Origin of the sequence: Marihabitans asiaticum, from assembly GCF_007828725.1 — a bacterium.
GTDB classification, from domain to species: Bacteria; Actinomycetota; Actinomycetes; order Actinomycetales; family Dermatophilaceae; genus Marihabitans; species Marihabitans asiaticum.
The window spans coordinates 194,298-210,386 of record NZ_VIUW01000002.1; the positions used below are offsets into that span (position 1 = coordinate 194,298).

19 protein-coding genes and 1 tRNA gene are annotated in these 16,089 nt (G+C 71.1%); 8 read left to right on the forward strand and 12 right to left on the reverse strand.

Annotated elements, in window-relative coordinates:
• Positions 1-136: 136 nt before the first annotated feature.
• Positions 137-907 carry a PAQR family membrane homeostasis protein TrhA gene (trhA, locus tag FB557_RS05425; RefSeq protein ID WP_144856407.1) on the forward strand — a complete coding sequence of 257 codons (771 nt, stop codon included), beginning with the start codon at positions 137-139 and terminating at the stop codon, positions 905-907.
• 182 nt (positions 908-1,089) lie between these two features.
• Here trhA and mca read toward each other — a convergent pair whose 3' ends face one another.
• The gene (mca, locus tag FB557_RS05430) at positions 1,090-2,013 is read right to left on the reverse strand and encodes a mycothiol conjugate amidase Mca (RefSeq protein WP_144857100.1); all 924 of its coding nucleotides are present in this window, start codon (positions 2,011-2,013) and stop codon (positions 1,090-1,092) included.
• Positions 2,014-2,091: 78 nt separating this feature from the next.
• Between mca and FB557_RS05435 the strand changes: the two genes are divergently transcribed.
• From FB557_RS05435 to FB557_RS05460, 6 genes are all read left to right on the forward strand, one after another.
• Positions 2,092-2,475, forward strand: coding sequence for a DUF4307 domain-containing protein (locus FB557_RS05435; protein ID WP_170236205.1), 384 nt, complete (start codon positions 2,092-2,094; stop codon positions 2,473-2,475).
• A 292-nt stretch (positions 2,476-2,767) separates the two neighbouring features.
• On the forward strand, positions 2,768-3,259 hold the full coding sequence (greA, locus tag FB557_RS05440; protein WP_144856411.1) for a transcription elongation factor GreA: 492 nt from the start codon (positions 2,768-2,770) through the stop codon (positions 3,257-3,259).
• Between the two features lie 108 nt (positions 3,260-3,367).
• The gene (gene msrA, locus FB557_RS05445) at positions 3,368-4,057 is read left to right on the forward strand and encodes a peptide-methionine (S)-S-oxide reductase MsrA (RefSeq protein WP_246074577.1); all 690 of its coding nucleotides are present in this window, start codon (positions 3,368-3,370) and stop codon (positions 4,055-4,057) included.
• Positions 4,058-4,071: 14 nt separating this feature from the next.
• A complete protein-coding gene (locus FB557_RS05450) occupies positions 4,072-4,308 on the forward strand; it encodes a type II toxin-antitoxin system Phd/YefM family antitoxin (RefSeq protein ID WP_246074476.1) in 237 nt (78 codons plus the stop codon).
• Positions 4,305-4,730 (forward strand): type II toxin-antitoxin system VapC family toxin, encoded by a 426-nt coding sequence (locus tag FB557_RS05455; protein WP_144856415.1) that lies wholly within the window; start codon positions 4,305-4,307, stop codon positions 4,728-4,730. The genes FB557_RS05450 and FB557_RS05455 overlap by 4 nt, the downstream gene beginning before the upstream one ends.
• Before the next feature lie 87 nt (positions 4,731-4,817).
• Positions 4,818-5,183, forward strand: coding sequence for a VOC family protein (locus FB557_RS05460; protein ID WP_144856417.1), 366 nt, complete (start codon positions 4,818-4,820; stop codon positions 5,181-5,183).
• On the opposite strand, the gene FB557_RS05465 is transcribed toward FB557_RS05460, so the two are convergent.
• Positions 5,180-5,671 (reverse strand): DnaJ family domain-containing protein, encoded by a 492-nt coding sequence (locus FB557_RS05465; RefSeq protein WP_144856419.1) that lies wholly within the window; start codon positions 5,669-5,671, stop codon positions 5,180-5,182. The genes FB557_RS05460 and FB557_RS05465 overlap by 4 nt on opposite strands.
• Positions 5,668-7,680, reverse strand: coding sequence for an NADPH-dependent 2,4-dienoyl-CoA reductase (locus FB557_RS05470; protein ID WP_144856421.1), 2,013 nt, complete (start codon positions 7,678-7,680; stop codon positions 5,668-5,670). Before FB557_RS05470 ends, FB557_RS05465 begins: the two co-directional genes overlap by 4 nt.
• A 126-nt stretch (positions 7,681-7,806) precedes the next feature.
• On the opposite strand from FB557_RS05470, the gene FB557_RS05475 reads away from it, so the two are divergent.
• Complete coding sequence (locus FB557_RS05475; protein ID WP_144856423.1) at positions 7,807-8,796, forward strand: SGNH/GDSL hydrolase family protein; 990 nt, start codon at positions 7,807-7,809, stop codon at positions 8,794-8,796.
• A gap of 77 nt (positions 8,797-8,873) precedes the next feature.
• Here FB557_RS05475 and FB557_RS05480 read toward each other — a convergent pair whose 3' ends face one another.
• From FB557_RS05480 to FB557_RS05520, 9 genes are all read right to left on the reverse strand, one after another.
• Positions 8,874-9,161 (reverse strand): hypothetical protein, encoded by a 288-nt coding sequence (locus tag FB557_RS05480; RefSeq protein WP_144856425.1) that lies wholly within the window; start codon positions 9,159-9,161, stop codon positions 8,874-8,876.
• An 8-nt stretch (positions 9,162-9,169) separates the two neighbouring features.
• Positions 9,170-10,105 (reverse strand): Bax inhibitor-1/YccA family protein, encoded by a 936-nt coding sequence (locus FB557_RS05485; RefSeq protein WP_144856427.1) that lies wholly within the window; start codon positions 10,103-10,105, stop codon positions 9,170-9,172.
• Between the two features lie 101 nt (positions 10,106-10,206).
• Complete coding sequence (locus tag FB557_RS05490; protein WP_144856429.1) at positions 10,207-11,385, reverse strand: cystathionine gamma-synthase; 1,179 nt, start codon at positions 11,383-11,385, stop codon at positions 10,207-10,209.
• Positions 11,386-11,388: 3 nt separating this feature from the next.
• Positions 11,389-12,780, reverse strand: coding sequence for a cystathionine beta-synthase (locus FB557_RS05495; protein WP_144857102.1), 1,392 nt, complete (start codon positions 12,778-12,780; stop codon positions 11,389-11,391).
• 28 nt (positions 12,781-12,808) lie between these two features.
• Positions 12,809-12,883 (reverse strand) — tRNA-Leu (locus FB557_RS05500).
• A 148-nt stretch (positions 12,884-13,031) separates the two neighbouring features.
• Positions 13,032-13,940, reverse strand: a complete 909-nt coding sequence (locus FB557_RS05505) for an endonuclease domain-containing protein (RefSeq protein WP_144856431.1) — start codon at positions 13,938-13,940, stop codon at positions 13,032-13,034.
• A 129-nt stretch (positions 13,941-14,069) separates the two neighbouring features.
• The gene (locus FB557_RS05510) at positions 14,070-15,050 is read right to left on the reverse strand and encodes a Ppx/GppA phosphatase family protein (protein WP_144856433.1); all 981 of its coding nucleotides are present in this window, start codon (positions 15,048-15,050) and stop codon (positions 14,070-14,072) included.
• Positions 15,047-15,583 carry a DUF501 domain-containing protein gene (locus FB557_RS05515; protein WP_144856435.1) on the reverse strand — a complete coding sequence of 179 codons (537 nt, stop codon included), beginning with the start codon at positions 15,581-15,583 and terminating at the stop codon, positions 15,047-15,049. The genes FB557_RS05510 and FB557_RS05515 overlap by 4 nt, the downstream gene beginning before the upstream one ends.
• Positions 15,583-15,969 (reverse strand): FtsB family cell division protein, encoded by a 387-nt coding sequence (locus FB557_RS05520; protein WP_170236206.1) that lies wholly within the window; start codon positions 15,967-15,969, stop codon positions 15,583-15,585. Before FB557_RS05520 ends, FB557_RS05515 begins: the two co-directional genes overlap by 1 nt.
• Positions 15,970-16,089 lie beyond the last annotated feature (120 nt).

The following is a 16,089-nucleotide window of genomic DNA, read 5'->3' on the forward strand; positions in this document are numbered from 1 at the left end:
GGATTGACCGGGTCAAACCTACCGCCGAGCCGGCGCCGCACGCGGCACGCCATGCGGTGCCGGGCCGCGGGCACGAGCTGTGATCTGGGCTTCGCCGCGCTTCTTCGATCCCCTGCGGTCGGCTACCGTCGTGGTCATGGAGGCCGAGGGTCGTCGACGTGGCGGTCGCGCGCGCGCAGTGCGCGAGCGCGCCACCGACGCGCGCGAACGCGCGCACGACGTCGCGAGCGACGTCCAGAACCAGGTCGACGAGCTGGTCGACGCGGTCAAGCCGCACCTCCGCGGGTGGCTGCACCTTGTCATGGCGCCCCTCGCCCTCGTCGGAGGCATGCTCCTCATGAGCACCGCGCCGACGCGCGAAGGGCGGATCGCCGCCTTCGTCTTCACCCTCACCGCCGGTCTGCTCTTCACCACCTCGGCGGTGTACCACCGCGGGCGGTGGGGCGACCGGCTCAGCGCCGTCCTACGACGCTGGGACCACGCGAACATCTTCCTCATCATCGCCGGCAGCTACACCCCCTTCGCCCTCCTCCTCCCACGCGAGCAGGCGATCACCCTGCTGACCATCGTCTGGTCCGGGGCGATCGTCGGGGTGCTCTTCCGCGTGTTCTGGATCGGCGCGCCGCGGTGGCTGTACGTGCCGGTGTATGTCGCCCTCGGGTGGGTCGCCGTCTTCTACATCCGGCCGTTGCTCACCCACGGTGGCTTGCTCATCATGAGCCTCGTCGTCCTCGGCGGGCTCTTCTACTCCATCGGGGCGCTCGTCTACGGCCTCAAGCGGCCCAACCCGTCACCGCGGTGGTTCGGGTTCCACGAGATCTTCCACGCCTTCACCATCCTCGCCTTCGCGACCCACTTCGTCGCGGCGGCGCTGGCGCTCTTCGGGCCGATCGCGCAGGGGAGCTGAGACGCTGCGGCGAGCCTGCTCGACCGTGGCAGCGCGGGTCCGATCCCGCTCGGCCTGCTCAGCGAGCCGGATCCGGCGCAGCCGGGCGAGCATGCTGCGCAGGATGATCCAGAGCATGATCGCCATGAAGAAGAAGGCGACGAAGGCCCAGAAGCCGGGCCCGGTCTCCGAGCTGGGGCCGGTCATCGCCACTCCCCCAGGGTCGACTCGATCCGGTCGTCCCTGAGCAGCTCGGGACTGCTCGTGGCGAGCTCGTCGGCGGTGGCCGGGTCGATGCCGGCGAAGAGGTCGTCCTCGTCGTCGGTCGTGGGGACGTAGGACATCGCCAGCTCGTACTCCTCGGTCGGCCACACCTCGGCCTGCACCTGGTTGGGCACCGCGAAGAAGTGCCCGTTCGGGTCGACCTGGGTGGCGTGCGCCTTCAGCGCGGCGTCCCGCTTGTCGAAGTGCTCGGCGCAGCTGACCCGGGTGGTGATGCGTCGGTCCGGGGTGTCCTTGCGTCGCTCCAACCACTGGGCGAAGGGAGAGTCCAGCCCCCGGTCGGTCAGCGCCCGGTGCATCGTCTCGAGCCGCTCCCGGTGGAAGCCGGCGTTGTAGTAGAGCTTGAGCGGTTGCCACGGCTCGCCTGCGTGCGGGTAGCGCTCCGGGTCGCCGGCGGCCACGAAGGCGGCGACCGAGACCCGGTTGGTCATGATGTGGTCCGGATGGGGGTAGCCGCCGTTCTCGTCGTACGTGGTCACCACGTGCGGGCGGAAGCGGCGGATCTCCCGGACGAGCGCCTCGGCGGCGATGTCGACGTCCTCGAGCGCGAAGCAGCCCGGCGGCAGCGGGGGGCGCGGGTCACCCTCGGGCAGGCCGGAGTCGACGAAACCGAGCCACGTGTGCTCGACGCCGAGGATCGCCTGCGCCGCGGCCATCTCGTCGCGGCGGACCTGGGCGAGATCACGCAGGATGTGCGGGTCGTCCTTGAGCGCGGGGTTGAGCACGTCGCCGCGCTCCCCGCCGGTGCACGAGACGACGAGGACCTCGTGGCCGTCGGCGACGTACTTCGCGGTCGTGGCCGCGCCCTTGCTCGACTCGTCGTCGGGGTGAGCGTGCACGGCCATCAGACGAAGGGGTTCCACAGGCACTTCCTCGGGTGTAGGACGATGGACTCTGATTGTCTCACCCAGGAAGGACAGCCCATGAGCACCGCCGTCGAGGGGCAGGACGGCACCACGCCGCGCGACACGCGCTCGCGCTGGTGGGTCGTCGGGGGCGTGCTAGTGCTCGCCGCGGTCGCGATGACGGTGTGGTTCGGCATCTCCATGACCCGCGGCGCGGTCTCCTCGACCGACATCGGCTTCGAGCTCGAGGAGCGGCAGGTGACGATGGTCTTCGACGTCGATCGCCCGGTCGGCAGCGTGATCACCTGCCATGTCAAGGCGCTGGACGGCCAGTACGCCACCGTCGGCTCGCGTGACGTCGAGATCCCCGCGAGCGAGCAGCGCTCGGACCGGCAGCGGGTGACGGTCCGGACCACGACGCAGGCCGTGACGGCCACGGTGGAACGCTGCCGCGAGCAGTAACCCCGGACTCGCCCGCTACCACGCAGTAGTGGCTGTGATCACGACCAGTACTGCGTGGTAGCGCGCGCCATAGGTGGGTAGAGCGGGCGAAGGGGGAGGCGCGGCCGGAGCAGCCGAGGCTGGGCAGCCGCGCATCTTTCGCGTTATGGTGGGTGAATACCGAGCGCGTTGGTCTGGGCCACTTGGTCCGGGCCTTCTTCATTTGGCCGGGCCGAGCGATGCCCCAGGACGACCGACGCGAGGACCGACAAGACGCGGCAGGATCAACCCCAGCCGCACGTGAGGAGCACCGATGAGCGAGACCGCCACGCAGACCTCGTACCTGACCCAGGAGGCGTACGACCGCCTCACCGCCGAGCTGAAGCAGCTCTCCGGTCCGGGCAGGGTCGAGATCGCCAAGCGCATCGAGGCTGCCCGCGAAGAGGGAGACCTCAAGGAGAACGGTGGTTACCACGCGGCCAAGGAGGAGCAGGGCAAGATGGAGGCCCGGATCCGCCAGCTCACCCAGATCCTCGACACGGCATCGGTCGGCGACGCGCCGCCGGACGACGGCGTCGTCGAGCCCGGCATGGTCGTCACCGTGAAGATGTTCGGCGAGGAGGAGACCTTCCTCCTCGGAAGCCGTGAGATCGCCGGAGACTCCGACCTCGACGTGTACTCCGAGCAGTCCCCCCTCGGCGGCGCCATCAACGGCAAGAAGGCCGGCGACACCGCCACCTACGGGGCTCCGAACGGTAAGGACATCACGGTCGAGATCGTCTCGGCGAAGCCGTACTCCGGCTGAGGTGCGAGAGCCCCCCAGGGGCTCGAGCCTGCCAGCCCGCGCCGGGGGAATCCTCGGGGGCCCCACGGGGTTGACCCGAGCATGTTCGGATTCCGACCGATGCCCTCGATGCCCGACGCCGACTCGGCCCTCCCAGGCCGGGCTGAATCCCCCTTCGCCCTGCCTGAGCGCCACCGCGTCCTCGGTACTCCGCTGGACGGCCCGTGGCCCGACGGCACCGAGGTGATCTACGTGGCGATGGGCTGCTTCTGGGGCGCCGAGCGGATCATGTGGCAGCTGCCTGGCGTGGTGAGCACGGCGGCGGGCTACATGGGTGGGTTTACCCCGCACCCGACGTACGAGGAGACCTGCACCGGCCAGACCGGGCACACCGAGGCGGTGCTCGTCGCCTACGACCCGGCGCAGACCGGGCCGGAGCAGATCCTCAAGGCGTTCTGGGAGAACCACGACCCGACGACCCCGAACCGGCAAGGCAACGACGTCGGCACGCAGTACCGCTCGGCCGTCTACTGGACCACTCCGGAGCAGGAGCGGGCCGTCGAGGCGACCACCGCCGCCTTCCAGGACGAGCTGACCCGGCACGGGCACGGCACGATCACGACCGAGCTCAAGCCGGCGGCGTCGGTGGGCGGCTTCTACTACGCCGAGCCGTACCACCAGCAGTACCTCGACGCGAACCCCGGCGGCTACTGCAACCACGGGCCCAACGGCCTCACCTGCCAGGTCGGCCTGGTGCGTCAGGACGAGGTGCCGGCTCAGACCGACGTCGAGCCCCCGACTGACCTGTATCACCGGTGATACACTCCTAGGCCATGAGCGAGGTGCCGGTGCGCGACCTGCGCAACCGCAGCGCGGCCGTGCTGCAGCGCGTGGCGCGGGGGGAGACGCTGACCGTGACCCGTGATGGAGAGCCGGTCGCCTCCATCACCCCCCTCCGCAGACCACCTGCCCGGGTCGAGGAGCTCGTGGAGCGGCGCGGCTCCCTGCCGCAAGTAGACCCGGTCCGACTGCGCGCCGACCTCGACGACGTTCTCGACTCGACGCTGTGACCGCACATCCGACTCAGACCGGTCTGCTCGACACCTCTACCCTCATCCAGCTGACCCGCCTCGACGCCGCCACCCTTCCCAGCCATCCATCGATCTGCACCATCACCCTGGCCGAGCTGTCGGTCGGACCGCTCGTCGCGGGGGACGAGCCGACCCGCGCCGCCCGGCAGGCTCACCTCCAGCAGGCCGAAGCAGACTTCGACCCCATCCCGTTCGACGCCGCCGCCGCTCGAGCGTTCGGCCACATGGCGGCCTCGCTACGGGGCTCGGGTCGCAAGCCCGCTGCCCGTGCCTACGACGCCCTCATCGCGGCCGTCGCGCTCGCCCACGACCTCCCCCTCTACACCGCGAATCCCAAGGACTTCACGGGCATCGACCGGCTGCAGGTGCGGCCGGTCCTCCCCGCAGACAGCCAGCGCTGAGCCGCTAGCCGACGCTTTCCCACGTCAGGGCCGCCGGTTCAGGTCTACGTCGGGAGTGCGACACCCATCGGACCCCAGGAGCGCGGCATGCCGCACGGCGACATCACCCACATCGACATCCCCGTGAGCGACCTCGAGGCCGCCAAGAGCTTCTACTCCGGCCTCTTCGGCTGGCAGATCTCCGCCCCGCCCGGCTTCGAGGACTACCCGATGTGGCAGGCACCGAACCAGGTCAGCGGTGGCGGCCTGGCGCCGCGCAGTGAGGGATTCACCCAGCCCCGCAGCTACGTCGAGGTCGACTCGATCGAGGAGATCCTGGCGAAGGTCACCGAGTCCGGCGGCTCGGTGATCATGGAGAAGTCACCGATCACCGACACGAGCTGGTGGGCGATCTTCGCCGACCCCGACGGCAACCACGTCGGTCTCTACGAGGGCACCACCGAGGTCGGCTAGCGCCACCTCTGCCACCACCGGCAGCGGGGTGCCGGCGAGCCCTCAGCCGGGTCCGGTGGAAGATGGTCCTCCACCGCCCGCGCTGCGCGCAGGGCCCGCCACTGCTCGACGACCTCCGCCACGTCGACCGTCGGGGCAAGGATCGGCGACGCACGCCCGAAGGTGGGTCGGCGGCGCTCCTCGAGGACCCGGGCGTTGTAGTCGCGCAGGATCTCTCGGACCGACTCCTCGCGGGTCACCTCGACCAACGACTCCGGGTAGCCCGCACGCTCCCGTCGCAGCGCGAGCGCGGGGGGCAGGGCGTCGGCGGCGTCGATGCCCTCAGCAGCCATCTTGCGGCGCACCCACCAGTCCGGATCCGGGTCGTCCAGGCCACGCAATGGCTTGCCGGCACCGGGCAGGTCGTCGAACTCCCCGCGCTCGGCCGCCTCCCGGATCTGCCGCTCGACCCAGGACTCATACCTCGGCTGGCGCCGCTCGGGGCTCACAACGCCGCAGCCACCTCGGTGCCCTGCTTGATCGCCCGCTTCGCGTCGAGCTCGGCGGCGACGTCGGCACCGCCGATCACGGTGACGGTCACCCCCTTCGCCTCCAACGGCTCGACGAGCTCGCGCACCGACTCCTGACCCGCGCACAGGACGACGTGGTCGACCTCGATCACCCGGGACTCCCCGTCGACGGTCACGTGCAGACCCGCGTCGTCGATCCGGTCGTAGGTCGCTCCGGTGACCTGCTCGACCCCCTTCGACTTGAGCGCGGCGCGGTGCACCCAGCCGGTCGTCTTGCCCAGGCCGGCACCGATCTTGCTCGTCTTGCGCTGCACCAGGGTGACCTGACGCGGCGACGGGTCGACCTCACGCTGGACCAGCCCGCCGCGGGTGTCGGCCTCACCGTCGACGCCCCACTCACGCTCCCACAGCTCGAGGTCCAGGGTCGGCGACTCCCCCGTCGTGAGGAACTCGCTGACGTCGACCCCGATCCCGCCGGCACCGATGACCGCCACCCGGCGGCCTACCTCGACCTCGCCCCGGACCACCTGCGGGTAGGTCAGCACGCTTCGGTGGTCGATGCCCTCGATCTGCGGGACCCGTGGCTCGACGCCGGTGGCGAGCACCACCTCGTCGAAGTCGGCCAGCGTCTCGACATCGGCGCGCACCCCGAGGTGGAGCTTGACCCCGCACCGGTCGAGCTGCCCGCGGAAGTAGCGGATCGTCTCGGCGAACTCCTCCTTGCCCGGGATCCGCATCGCCAGCGAGAACTGCCCGCCGATGTCCGCCTCGGCCTCGAAGAGCTCGACCCGGTGGCCCCGCTCGGCCGCCGTGACCGCCGCCGCGAGGCCTGCCGGGCCGGCGCCGACGACCGCGACATGCTTGACCGTGCGGGTGGGGCCGATCGTCAGCTTCGTCTCGTGCACCGCGCGCGGGTTGACCAGGCAGCTGGCGGTCTTGCGGGAGAAGGTGTGGTCCAGGCAGGCCTGGTTGCAGCCGATGCAGGTGTTGATCTCCTCGACCCGTCCCTCCTGGGCCTTGACCACCCAGTCGGCGTCGGCGAGGAAGGGGCGGGCCATCTGGATCAGGTCGGCCTTGCCGTCGCGCAGGATCTCCTCGGCCAGGGCCGGCATGTTGATCCGGTTCGAGGTGACCACCGGCACCGACACGTGCTCGCGCAGCCGCGCCGCCTGGTCGACGAAGGCTCCGCGCGGCACGGAGGTGACGATCGTCGGCACCCGCGCCTCGTGCCAGCCGATGCCGGTGGAGATGATCGTGGCGCCGGCCGCCTCGATCTCCTTCGCCAGCGCGACGACCTCCTCCCAGGTCTGCCCGTCCTCGACGAGGTCGAGGATCGAGAGCCGGTAGAGGATGATGAAGTCCTCCCCGACCGCCGCGCGCGCGGTCCGCACGATCTCGGTGGCGATCCGGCGCCGGTTCTCCGGCGTGCCGCCCCACCCGTCGGTGCGCTTGTTGGTGCGCGGCGCGAGGAACTGGTTGATGAAGTAGCCCTCGGAGCCCATGATCTCGATGCCGTCGTAGCCGGCCTCGCGCGCCAGCTCGGCGCCGCGCCCGTAGGCCCGGATCTGCCGACGCACCCCGCGCTCGGAGAGGGCCCGCGGGACGAAGGGGGTGATCGGGCTCTTGATCTTCGACGGCGCCACCTTGATCGGGCTGTAGGAGTAGCGCCCGGCGTGCAGCAGCTGCAGGGCGATCTTGCCGTCCTCGGCGTGCACCGCCTCGGTGATCTGGCGGTGCTGGCGGGCCTCCCGGCGGGTCGTCATCTTCGAGGCGCCCGGGTAGAAGCTGCCCTCGATGTTCGGCGAGAAGCCGCCGGTGACGATCAGGCCCGCTCCCCCCTTCGCCCGCTCCGCGAAGAACGCTGCCAGCCGGTCGAAGTCGCGCGCCCGGTCCTCCAGACCGGTGTGCATCGACCCCATGATCGTGCGGTTGCGCAGCGTGGTGAAGCCCAGGTCGAGGGGCTCGAGGAGGTGGGGGAAGTCAGTCATGATGCCTTCTGTCGTCCTGCCGAGATGATGATCACGATCATGCCCGACCAGGTAGTGCGCACGGGAGCCGGTCTCGTGCGGCACGATCGGAGCAGACCTACGTCGACCGCGACCTCGAGGAGCACGATGAGCCGCATCCCCCGTCTTGCCGCGCGCACGGCGACGGTGACCGGAGCCGCCGGGCTCACCGCCGGTGCGCTCGCGGGGCTCGGCTACGGCCTGATCCAGGCCGAAGGGCGGATCGCCCGGTGGCTCGTCGGAGATCCCTTCGAGGGGGCGCCGGACGATGACGGCCAGTACGGGGCAGCCCCCGGTACCCCGGTCCAGCTCATGGTCCTCGGGGACTCCACGGCTGCCGGCCTGGGGGCCGAGACCCGCTACCAGACGATCGGGGCGATCCTCTCGACCGGCCTGGCGGCGATCATGGGCCGCCCGGTCCAGCTGACCAACGAGGCGGTCATCGGCGCCGAGTCCAGCGACCTGCCCGCGCAGCTCTCGCGGGCGCTGGCCCGGGTGGACGACGCCGATGTCGCAGTGATCCTCATCGGCGGCAACGACGTGACTCACCGCATCGACCGGTCCACCGCGGTGAAGCACCTCGAGCGCACCGTGCGCTACCTGCGCACCCTCGACATCCCGGTCGTCGTCGCGACCTGCCCGGACCTCGGGACGGTCGAGCCGATCCCCTTCCCCCTCAACGTGCTGCTGCGCCGGTGGAGCCGTGAGCTCGCCGCCGCGCAGACCGTCGCGGTCGTCGAGGCGGGTGGACGCAGCGTGTCGATGGGTGACCTGCTCGGTCCGGAGTTCGAGGCGAGCCCGGCCGAGATGTTCAGCAAGGACCGCTTCCACCCCTCGGCGGCCGGGTATGCCCGGGTGGCCAGCGCCCTGCTGCCGTCGGTCGCGGCGGCGCTGGACGCCTGGCCGGACGGGGCGGTGGCCGATACCGAGCCGGAGGCGGCCCGCGGCGAAGGGGTGGGATCGGTCGCCGACGCCGCCGGGCGCGCCGTGGCCACCCCCGGCACCGAGGTCAGCGGCGCGACCGTCGAGGGACGCAACACCGGCCCGCGGGGCCGCTGGGCGATGCTGCGCCGCCGCAGCGCCGAACCCTCCGCCTGACGACTCAGTCATCGGGTCCAGGGACTTGTATCACCTTCACCCGAGGTTGGTCGTCGGGTAAAGGTGCAAGAACCCCCTCAACCCGATAATTGGGACCAGGAGAGGCGAAGGGAGGTGAGCCGGTTGGCGAGGTCCGGCACCCTCCCTTCGCCTGGGTCGTCGTAGATCTCGAAGACGATCGCCCGCAGCTGGTCGATGACGACCGCGGGGCCGAGGTCGGGAACCGGCTCGCCGACGAGGTCGGCCAGCAGGGCGTGGACCCCCGGACACGCAGCGACCGCGCGATCCAGCGGCAGCTGCTGCCACCGCCGGGTCGCGCGGTCGAGCTCGGTCGCCACGTCCTGCGGGACCGGCGAGGGGCGCACGTCGAGGGTTACTCGCTGCGCAGCCGGGCGAGCAGTCGCAGGATCTCGAGGTAGAGCCACACCACGGTGACCATGAGGCCGAAGGCGAGCTGCCAGGAGTACTTCTCCGGCGCACCGGTGCGGATCGCCATGTCGATCGAGTCGAAGTCGAGCATGAGGTTGACCGCGGCCAGGCCGGTGGCGAAGACCGAGATGCCGATGCCGACGATGCCGGTGCCGCCGAAGCCGAAGGGGCTGCCGTCGAAGAAGACCATGTAGCCGAGGTTGATCAGCGCGAAGACGAAGTACCCGAGGGTCATCATGCCGACGACGGCCCGGAACTTCTGGGTCACCTTGACCAGGCCGCTGCGGTAGAGGAAGAGCATCGCGCCGAAGACGCACACGGTCGCCAGCACCGCCTGGACGACGATGCCCTCGAAGATGCTGCCGGTCTGGCCGCCCGCCGCGCTGTCGAAGATGTTGGAGTACGTCGCGCTGATCGCGCCGACGAACATGCCCTCGAAGACGGTGAAGGCGATGATCAGCGGGACGCTCACCGTCTTCTTGAACATCAGGAAGAGCATGATGCCGAGGGTCCCGACGAGACCGACGCCCCACAGCACCGGGCCGATGGCCGGCGTGAGCAGCCAGCTCGGCACGGCGACGGCGAGAAGCAGCGCGAAGAGCGCTCCCGTCTTCATGAGGACGTCGTCGAGGGTGACGCTGCGACCGCCCCCACCCCCGTCACCGCCGAAGCCGCCGACCGGCCCGCCCTGCTGCGGGAAGCCGGGCTGGGGGTGCCCGTAGCCCGGCTGCGGGGCGGTCTGGCCGTAGCCCTGCGCCTGCCCGTAGCCCTGGGTCTGGGTCTGCTGGAACCCGCCCTGGGGGGTGGACGCGGTGTCACGGAAGCCGACGTAGCCGTTGCGGGCGTCGTCCTCGACACGGCTGAGGATCGGGTTGGTCATCTCGGGCCTCTTTCTTGGGGTCCGGGGTAGGTCGAGCCCATTCTAGGGTTCGCACACGTCAACGCCCCGCCATACCGATGTATGCCGGGGGCCGAGGTCGCCTAGATGCCGTCGAGCGCCTGCTCGAGGTCGGCGATGAGGTCGGCGGCGTCCTCGATCCCCACCGAGAGGCGCACGAGGTCGTCGGGCACCTCGAGCATCGAGCCGGCGGTCGAGGCATGGGTCATCGCGCCCGGGTGCTCGATGAGCGCCTCGATGCCGCCCAGCGACTCGGCCAGGGTGAAGATCTCGGTGCGGGCACACAGCCGCTCCGCTGCGGCCCGGCCACCGGCCATCCGGATCGAGATCATCCCGCCGAAGCGGCGCATCTGGCGCGCCGCGACCTCGTGCCCCGGGTGCTCGGGCAGGCCCGGGTAGATCACGGTGGCCACCTCGGGCCGCCCGGCGAGCAGGTCTACCACGGCCTCGGCGTTGTCGCAGTGCCGCTCCATCCGCACGCCGAGGGTCTTGATCCCGCGCATCACGAGATAGGCGTCGAAGGGCCCGGGCACGCCGCCGGACCCGTTCTGCAAGAAGGCGACGTCGGCGTCGAGCTCCTCGTCGTCGGTGACGAGCAGGCCGCCTACGACGTCGCTGTGCCCGCCGAGGTACTTCGTCGCCGAGTGCAGCACGACGTCGGCGCCCAGGCTGAGCGGCTGCTGCAGGTACGGGCTGGCGAAGGTGTTGTCGACGACCAGCCGCGCCCCTCCCGCGTGGGCGACCTCGGCCACGGCCTCGATGTCACCGATGTTCAGCAGCGGGTTGGTCGGGGTCTCCAGCCACACCAGCCGGGTCTGCGGCCGCATCGCCGCACGGATCGCCTCGGGGTCGTCCACCGGCGCCGGCGTGTGCTCGATCCCCCACTGGGAGAACACCTTGTCGATGAGCCGGAAGGTGCCTCCATAGGCATCGTCGGGGATGACGAGGTGGTCCCCGGGGCGAAGGGAGGCCCGCAGCAGCGCGTCGGTCGCGGCCATGCCGGAGGCGAAGGCGCGGCCGTAGGTCCCCCCTTCGATGGAGGCGGCGTTGCCCTCGAGGGCCTGCCGGGTCGGGTTGCCGGTCCGGGCGTACTCGAAGCCGCCCCGCAGCCCGCCGACGCCGTCCTGGGCGAAGGTGGAGCTGGCGTAGATCGGCACGTTGACCGCGCCGGTCAGGGGGTCCGGCTCGTAGCCGGCGTGGATCGCCCTGGTGGAGAAGCCCTGGCTCGCGCGCGCGTCGGCGGCGTTCTTGCGCTCACCCATGTCTCAGCCCTTCGCTCCGGTGGTCTGGGCACGGTCGAAGACGTGCCCGAGCAGGTCTGCCCGGGTCAGCACGCCGACCGGCTTGCCGCCGTCGACGGCGAGCAGGGCGTCGTGCTCCTCCAGCGCGCTCACCGCGTCGGCCGACGCCTCCCCGACGCCGATCTGCGGCAGCGGGTCGCTCATGTGCTTGCTCACCGGGTCGGCCAGGGAGGCCTGCCCCGAGAAGACCTTCGCGAGCAGGTCCCGCTCCGTGACCGCGCCCGCCACCTCGCCGAGCATCACCGGCGGCTCGGCACCGACGACCGGCATCTGGGAGACGCCGTACTCGCGCAGGATCTCGATGGCGTCGCGGATGGTCTCGCTCGGGTGGGTGTGCACCAGGGTGGGCATCTCTCCCCCCTTCGCCCGGAGGACATCCGCGACGGTGGTCGAGTCGCCGTCGCCGGTGGTGAAGCCGTAGGACGCCATCCAGGTGTCGTCGAAGATCTTGCCGAGGTAGCCCCGGCCTCCGTCGGGGAGGATGACGACGATCTTCGCGTCGGGCTCGCGCTGGGCCACCCGCAGCGCCCCGACGACCGCCATGCCGCAGGAGCCGCCGACGAGCAGGCCCTCCTCGAGCGCGAGCCGACGCGTCATCGCGAAGGCTTCGGCGTCGCTCACCGCGATCACCTCGTCGGGCACGCTCGGGTCATACGCGCCGGGCCACATGTCCTCACCGACGCCCTCGACGAGGTACGGGCGGCCGGTGCCACCGGAGTACACGCTGCCCTCCGGGTCGACTCCGACCACCCTGACCCGACCCTGCGAGACCTCCTTGAGGTAGCGACCGGTCCCGGTGATCGTCCCGCCGGTACCGACGCCGGCGACGAGGTGAGTGATCTCCCCTTCGCTCTGCTCCCAGATCTCCGGGCCGGTGCTCTCGTAGTGGCTGGCCGGGCCGTTCTGGTTCTCGTACTGGTTCGGCTTCCAGCCGCCCGGGGTCTGCGCGGCGATGCGGTCCGAGACCGAGTAGTAGCTGTCCGGGTGGTCCGGCGGGACGGACGTGGGGGTCACGACGACCTCGGCCCCGTAGGCGCGCAGCACGTCGATCTTGTCCTGGCCGACCTTGTCGGGGCAGACGAAGACGCAGCGGTAGCCACGCTGCTGGGCCACCAGGGCCAGTCCCACCCCGGTGTTGCCCGACGTCGGCTCGACGATGGTGCCGCCGGGCTGCAGCTCCCCAGAAGCCTCGGCGGCGTCGATCATCTTCACCGCGATCCGGTCCTTCACCGACCCCCCGGGGTTGAGGTACTCGACCTTGGCGGCGACGAGACCAGCGCCCTCCGGGACGACTCGGCTGAGCCGCACGAGCGGGGTGTCCCCGATGAGCTCGGTGATGTGGTTGGCCATCTGCATAGCGCCCATCGTGGCACGACCTCGGCGGTGCCCCCGACGGGAGTCGAACCCGCACCGTTGGCGAGTTTAAGTCGCCGGCCTCTTCCAGTTGGGCTACGGGGGCCCGACCAGCGTAGGCCTCGACCCACGAAACCCAGCCGGCTGGGTTTCGTGGACCTGGCTGGCCTTCGAGACCCAGCCAGGTCCACAAGACCCAGCCAGCTGGGCGTTGTGGAGCAACAGGGCCGCAACCAGACCTAGGGCGAAGGGGGTCAGGCAGCGACCATGAGGGCCCGGCGGAGCTTTTCCGCCACGACCGCCGGCTGGCGCAGGTCGTCCCACATCAGGCGGACGACCACATACCCCCGGGCTCGGAGGTCGTCCTCCCGCCGCTTCTCCCGGACAAGCGCCGCGCGGTCGTCGTACTTGAGCGCTCCGTCGAATTCGACGATCACATTGGTCCCCTCGATGAGGAAGTCGACCCGGTACGGTCCGATTTCCACCTGAGGACGAAGGGCGAAGCCCAGCTGCTGGCACACCAGGGCTGTCAGGGACTCACCCGGTGACTCACGCCGACTGTCCGCCTGCGCCACGGCCGCGCGTACTGCGGATACTCCGCGGACGCCGCGCGGCAGGGCTTTGGCGGCGACGGCGAGATCAGCCTCGGTGACCAGTCGCCGGCGAAGCGCCGCGTCGGCTGCGACCAGAGCCGTCGATGGGTTACCCGTCACCCCGGACCACACGATGGCGGCGGCGACCCCGACGGTCGACTCGGCAGTGGTGAGCAGGTCGTGCCTCATGACCTGCTCAAGCGGGTGCGAACCGGCCCACACCGAGTAATCCGCCCGCCGTCGAGTCGCGGAGGCGCGGGGACTGTAGAGATGAACCCGGTCGAGCCCTGCCCGCACCACAGGAAGCCCGTGGACCAGGAGGGCAGTGTGCCCGTGCGCACCGATTTCACCGACCTGACGGCGCATGAGCGCTATCGCACGGATGAGGTGCCAGGTCTCGGGGTTCGCCTCGGTGGTGGTCGTCCACGCTCCACGAACCACACGCCGGATGCCCAGCTCGTTGGCGTGCGGACCGAGGTCGAACCTGCTCAGACCTACCTCCTCGGCGTCGCTGGTCATGAGCACGCTGTTGATCGCTCGAGCCGCCAAGGCGTCGCGGAACTCCTCCATGGGACCACTGTGGCGGCTCTCCCCCCTTCGCCCTCCTGGGTTATTCACAGCCCTGGCCGGCCACGAAACCCAGCCAGCTGGGTCTTGTGGAGCCGCGACGCTTTGCGCGGAACGGCCGGGCGAAGGGGGTCAGTCGCCGGCCACGGCGTGGGCGGCGGCGGAGAAGGCGATGCCGTCGAGGATGTCCTTCTCGCTGGTGATGACCGGCAGGTCGGGTCCGTTGACCTCGGCGACCCGGGCAATGGTTTCGTGCCAGATGAGCGCCCCCGCGCCGATGACGTCGACGCGCCCGGGGTGCATGTACGGCAGCGCCGCCCGGGCGTCCCGGTCGGTCACGAGCAGGTCCGCCGCCCAGTGGAGCACGTCGGCGGGGGTCATCCGGGCGAGATGGATCTGGTCGTGGTCGTAGCTGCGCAGCCCGAAGGCGTGGGCGGTCACCGTCGCGACCGAGCCGGCGAGACCGACCACCGCGGAGACCGAGCCCAGCCCGACCCGGGTCTCGGCGTGGTCCAGCGCGGTGGCGATGTCCCAGCGCGCCCCCTCGACCTCCTCGGTGGTCGGCGGGTCCGAGCGCAGGTGCCGTTCGGTGAGCCGGACCGACCCGATGTCGAGCGAGACCCGCTCGGCCACCGCGTCCGTGCCGCGGACCAGCTCGGTGGACCCCCCGCCGATGTCGACGACGAGCACCGGCCCGTCGATGCCCAGCTCACCCAGCCCGCTCGTCGCTCCCGCGAAGGCCAGATCGGCCTCCTCGTCGCCAGAGATCACCTCGGGGGCCACCTCGAGACCGTGCTCGGCGAAGGCCGAGCGCACCCCGTCGAAGAACTCGTCGGCGTTCGACGCGTCACGGCTCGCCGACGTCGCGACGAAGCGGACCGCGCTCACCCCTTCGGCCTGGCAGGTCTGCGCGTACTCGGCGGCCACCCGCAGCGTGCGCTCCAGCGCCTCGGGGTCCAGCCGCCCGGTCTGGTCCACCCCCTGCCCGAGCCGCACCACCTCGGTGCGCCGCACGACGTCGGCCAACGAGCCGACCTCGGCCGCGTCTTCCGGCACGTCTGCGACGAGCAGACGGATCGAGTTGGTCCCGCAGTCGATCGCTCCGACCCTCATCGTTGTCCTTCCTCCGTCGCCTCGCAGCAGCCGTCCTGCCACCACCGCGGCAGCATGGCCAGAGCCTCGTCACCTGGCAGGTTCACCCCCGGGCCCACGGCGAGGGAGTGGGCGACGAGGACGTGCAGGCACTTGACCCGGGTCGGCATCCCCCCGGCGGAGATGCCCTCGATCTCGGGAACCTCGCCCAGCTCGGCCCGCCGCCTCAGGTAGTCCTCGTGCGCCGAGCGGTAGGCGGCCGCCCACTCCTCGTCGGTGGCGAGCCGCTCGCTCATCCGGGCCATCACCCCTTCGCTCTCCAGGGTCGAGATGGCACCGGTGAGCCGCGGGCAGGTGGCGTAGAAGCTCGTCGGGAAGGGCGTCCCTCCGGGCAGGCGGGGCATGGTGCGCACGACGGCGGGGCAGCCGCAGGGACACCGCGCCGCCACCTCGACGGCGGCGCGTGCAGGGCGGCCGAGCTGACGACTGACCCAGGCGACGTCGTCGGGCGTGATCCGGGCCAGGTCGTTGCCGTGCTCGTCGAGCGGGGGCATCAGGGCTGGGCCGGACGGGCGTCGGCGGCCTCGAGCGAGGCACTCAGGCGCTCGTACCACGGCCCGGCGGGCTCACCGGTCGCGGCCCCGGTCTGCGGGTCGATCGCGTCGTCCTCACCGGGATCGGCGTCGATGACCGTGTACGCCTTGTCACCGACCTTGACGAACTTCAGCCGCTCCCGGGCCTGGGCCTCGACGTACTCGTCGGTGGCCCACAGCTCCTTCTCGCGCTTGAGGTCGGCGACCGCCTGCTCCTGGGTGGCGACGTCCTCGCGCAGCGCTGCGATCCGGGAGCGCTGCTCGAGATAGCTCATCGACGCCGGCACGAGCATCATCCCCAGCAGCACGACGACGCAGCACAGCCCGATCCACCGCTGCGGGGTCATCCGCGGCCGGGTGGCGGCCCCCTTCGTCGTGGACGGGCGAAGGGGGCGACCCGACGCACGCGACCGCCCCGCCGTGGCCTTGCGGCCGGGCGGTCGCGAGCCGGGGGCTCGCCGGGTGGC

Bases quoted from the DNA above. Each gene is read 5' to 3' on its own strand.
- FB557_RS05475 (WP_144856423.1), top strand. From the start codon at position 7,807: ATGAGCCGCATCCCCCGTCTTGCCGCGCGCACGGCGACGGTGACCGGA.
- greA (WP_144856411.1), top strand. From the start codon at position 2,768: ATGAGCGAGACCGCCACGCAGACCTCGTACCTGACCCAGGAGGCGTAC.
- FB557_RS05515 (WP_144856435.1), bottom strand. From the start codon at position 15,583: ATGCCCCCGCTCGACGAGCACGGCAACGACCTGGCCCGGATCACGCCC.
- FB557_RS05495 (WP_144857102.1), bottom strand. From the start codon at position 12,780: ATGCAGATGGCCAACCACATCACCGAGCTCATCGGGGACACCCCGCTC.
- FB557_RS05490 (WP_144856429.1), bottom strand. From the start codon at position 11,385: ATGGGTGAGCGCAAGAACGCCGCCGACGCGCGCGCGAGCCAGGGCTTC.
- FB557_RS05470 (WP_144856421.1), bottom strand. From the start codon at position 7,680: ATGACTGACTTCCCCCACCTCCTCGAGCCCCTCGACCTGGGCTTCACC.
- FB557_RS05510 (WP_144856433.1), bottom strand. From the start codon at position 15,050: ATGAGGGTCGGAGCGATCGACTGCGGGACCAACTCGATCCGTCTGCTC.
- FB557_RS05450 (WP_246074476.1), top strand. From the start codon at position 4,072: ATGAGCGAGGTGCCGGTGCGCGACCTGCGCAACCGCAGCGCGGCCGTG.
- FB557_RS05460 (WP_144856417.1), top strand. From the start codon at position 4,818: ATGCCGCACGGCGACATCACCCACATCGACATCCCCGTGAGCGACCTC.
- FB557_RS05435 (WP_170236205.1), top strand. From the start codon at position 2,092: ATGAGCACCGCCGTCGAGGGGCAGGACGGCACCACGCCGCGCGACACG.
- mca (WP_144857100.1), bottom strand. From the start codon at position 2,013: ATGGCCGTGCACGCTCACCCCGACGACGAGTCGAGCAAGGGCGCGGCC.
- trhA (WP_144856407.1), top strand. From the start codon at position 137: ATGGAGGCCGAGGGTCGTCGACGTGGCGGTCGCGCGCGCGCAGTGCGC.
- FB557_RS05485 (WP_144856427.1), bottom strand. From the start codon at position 10,105: ATGACCAACCCGATCCTCAGCCGTGTCGAGGACGACGCCCGCAACGGC.
- FB557_RS05505 (WP_144856431.1), bottom strand. From the start codon at position 13,940: ATGGAGGAGTTCCGCGACGCCTTGGCGGCTCGAGCGATCAACAGCGTG.
- FB557_RS05520 (WP_170236206.1), bottom strand. From the start codon at position 15,969: ATGACCCCGCAGCGGTGGATCGGGCTGTGCTGCGTCGTCGTGCTGCTG.
- msrA (WP_246074577.1), top strand. From the start codon at position 3,368: ATGCCCGACGCCGACTCGGCCCTCCCAGGCCGGGCTGAATCCCCCTTC.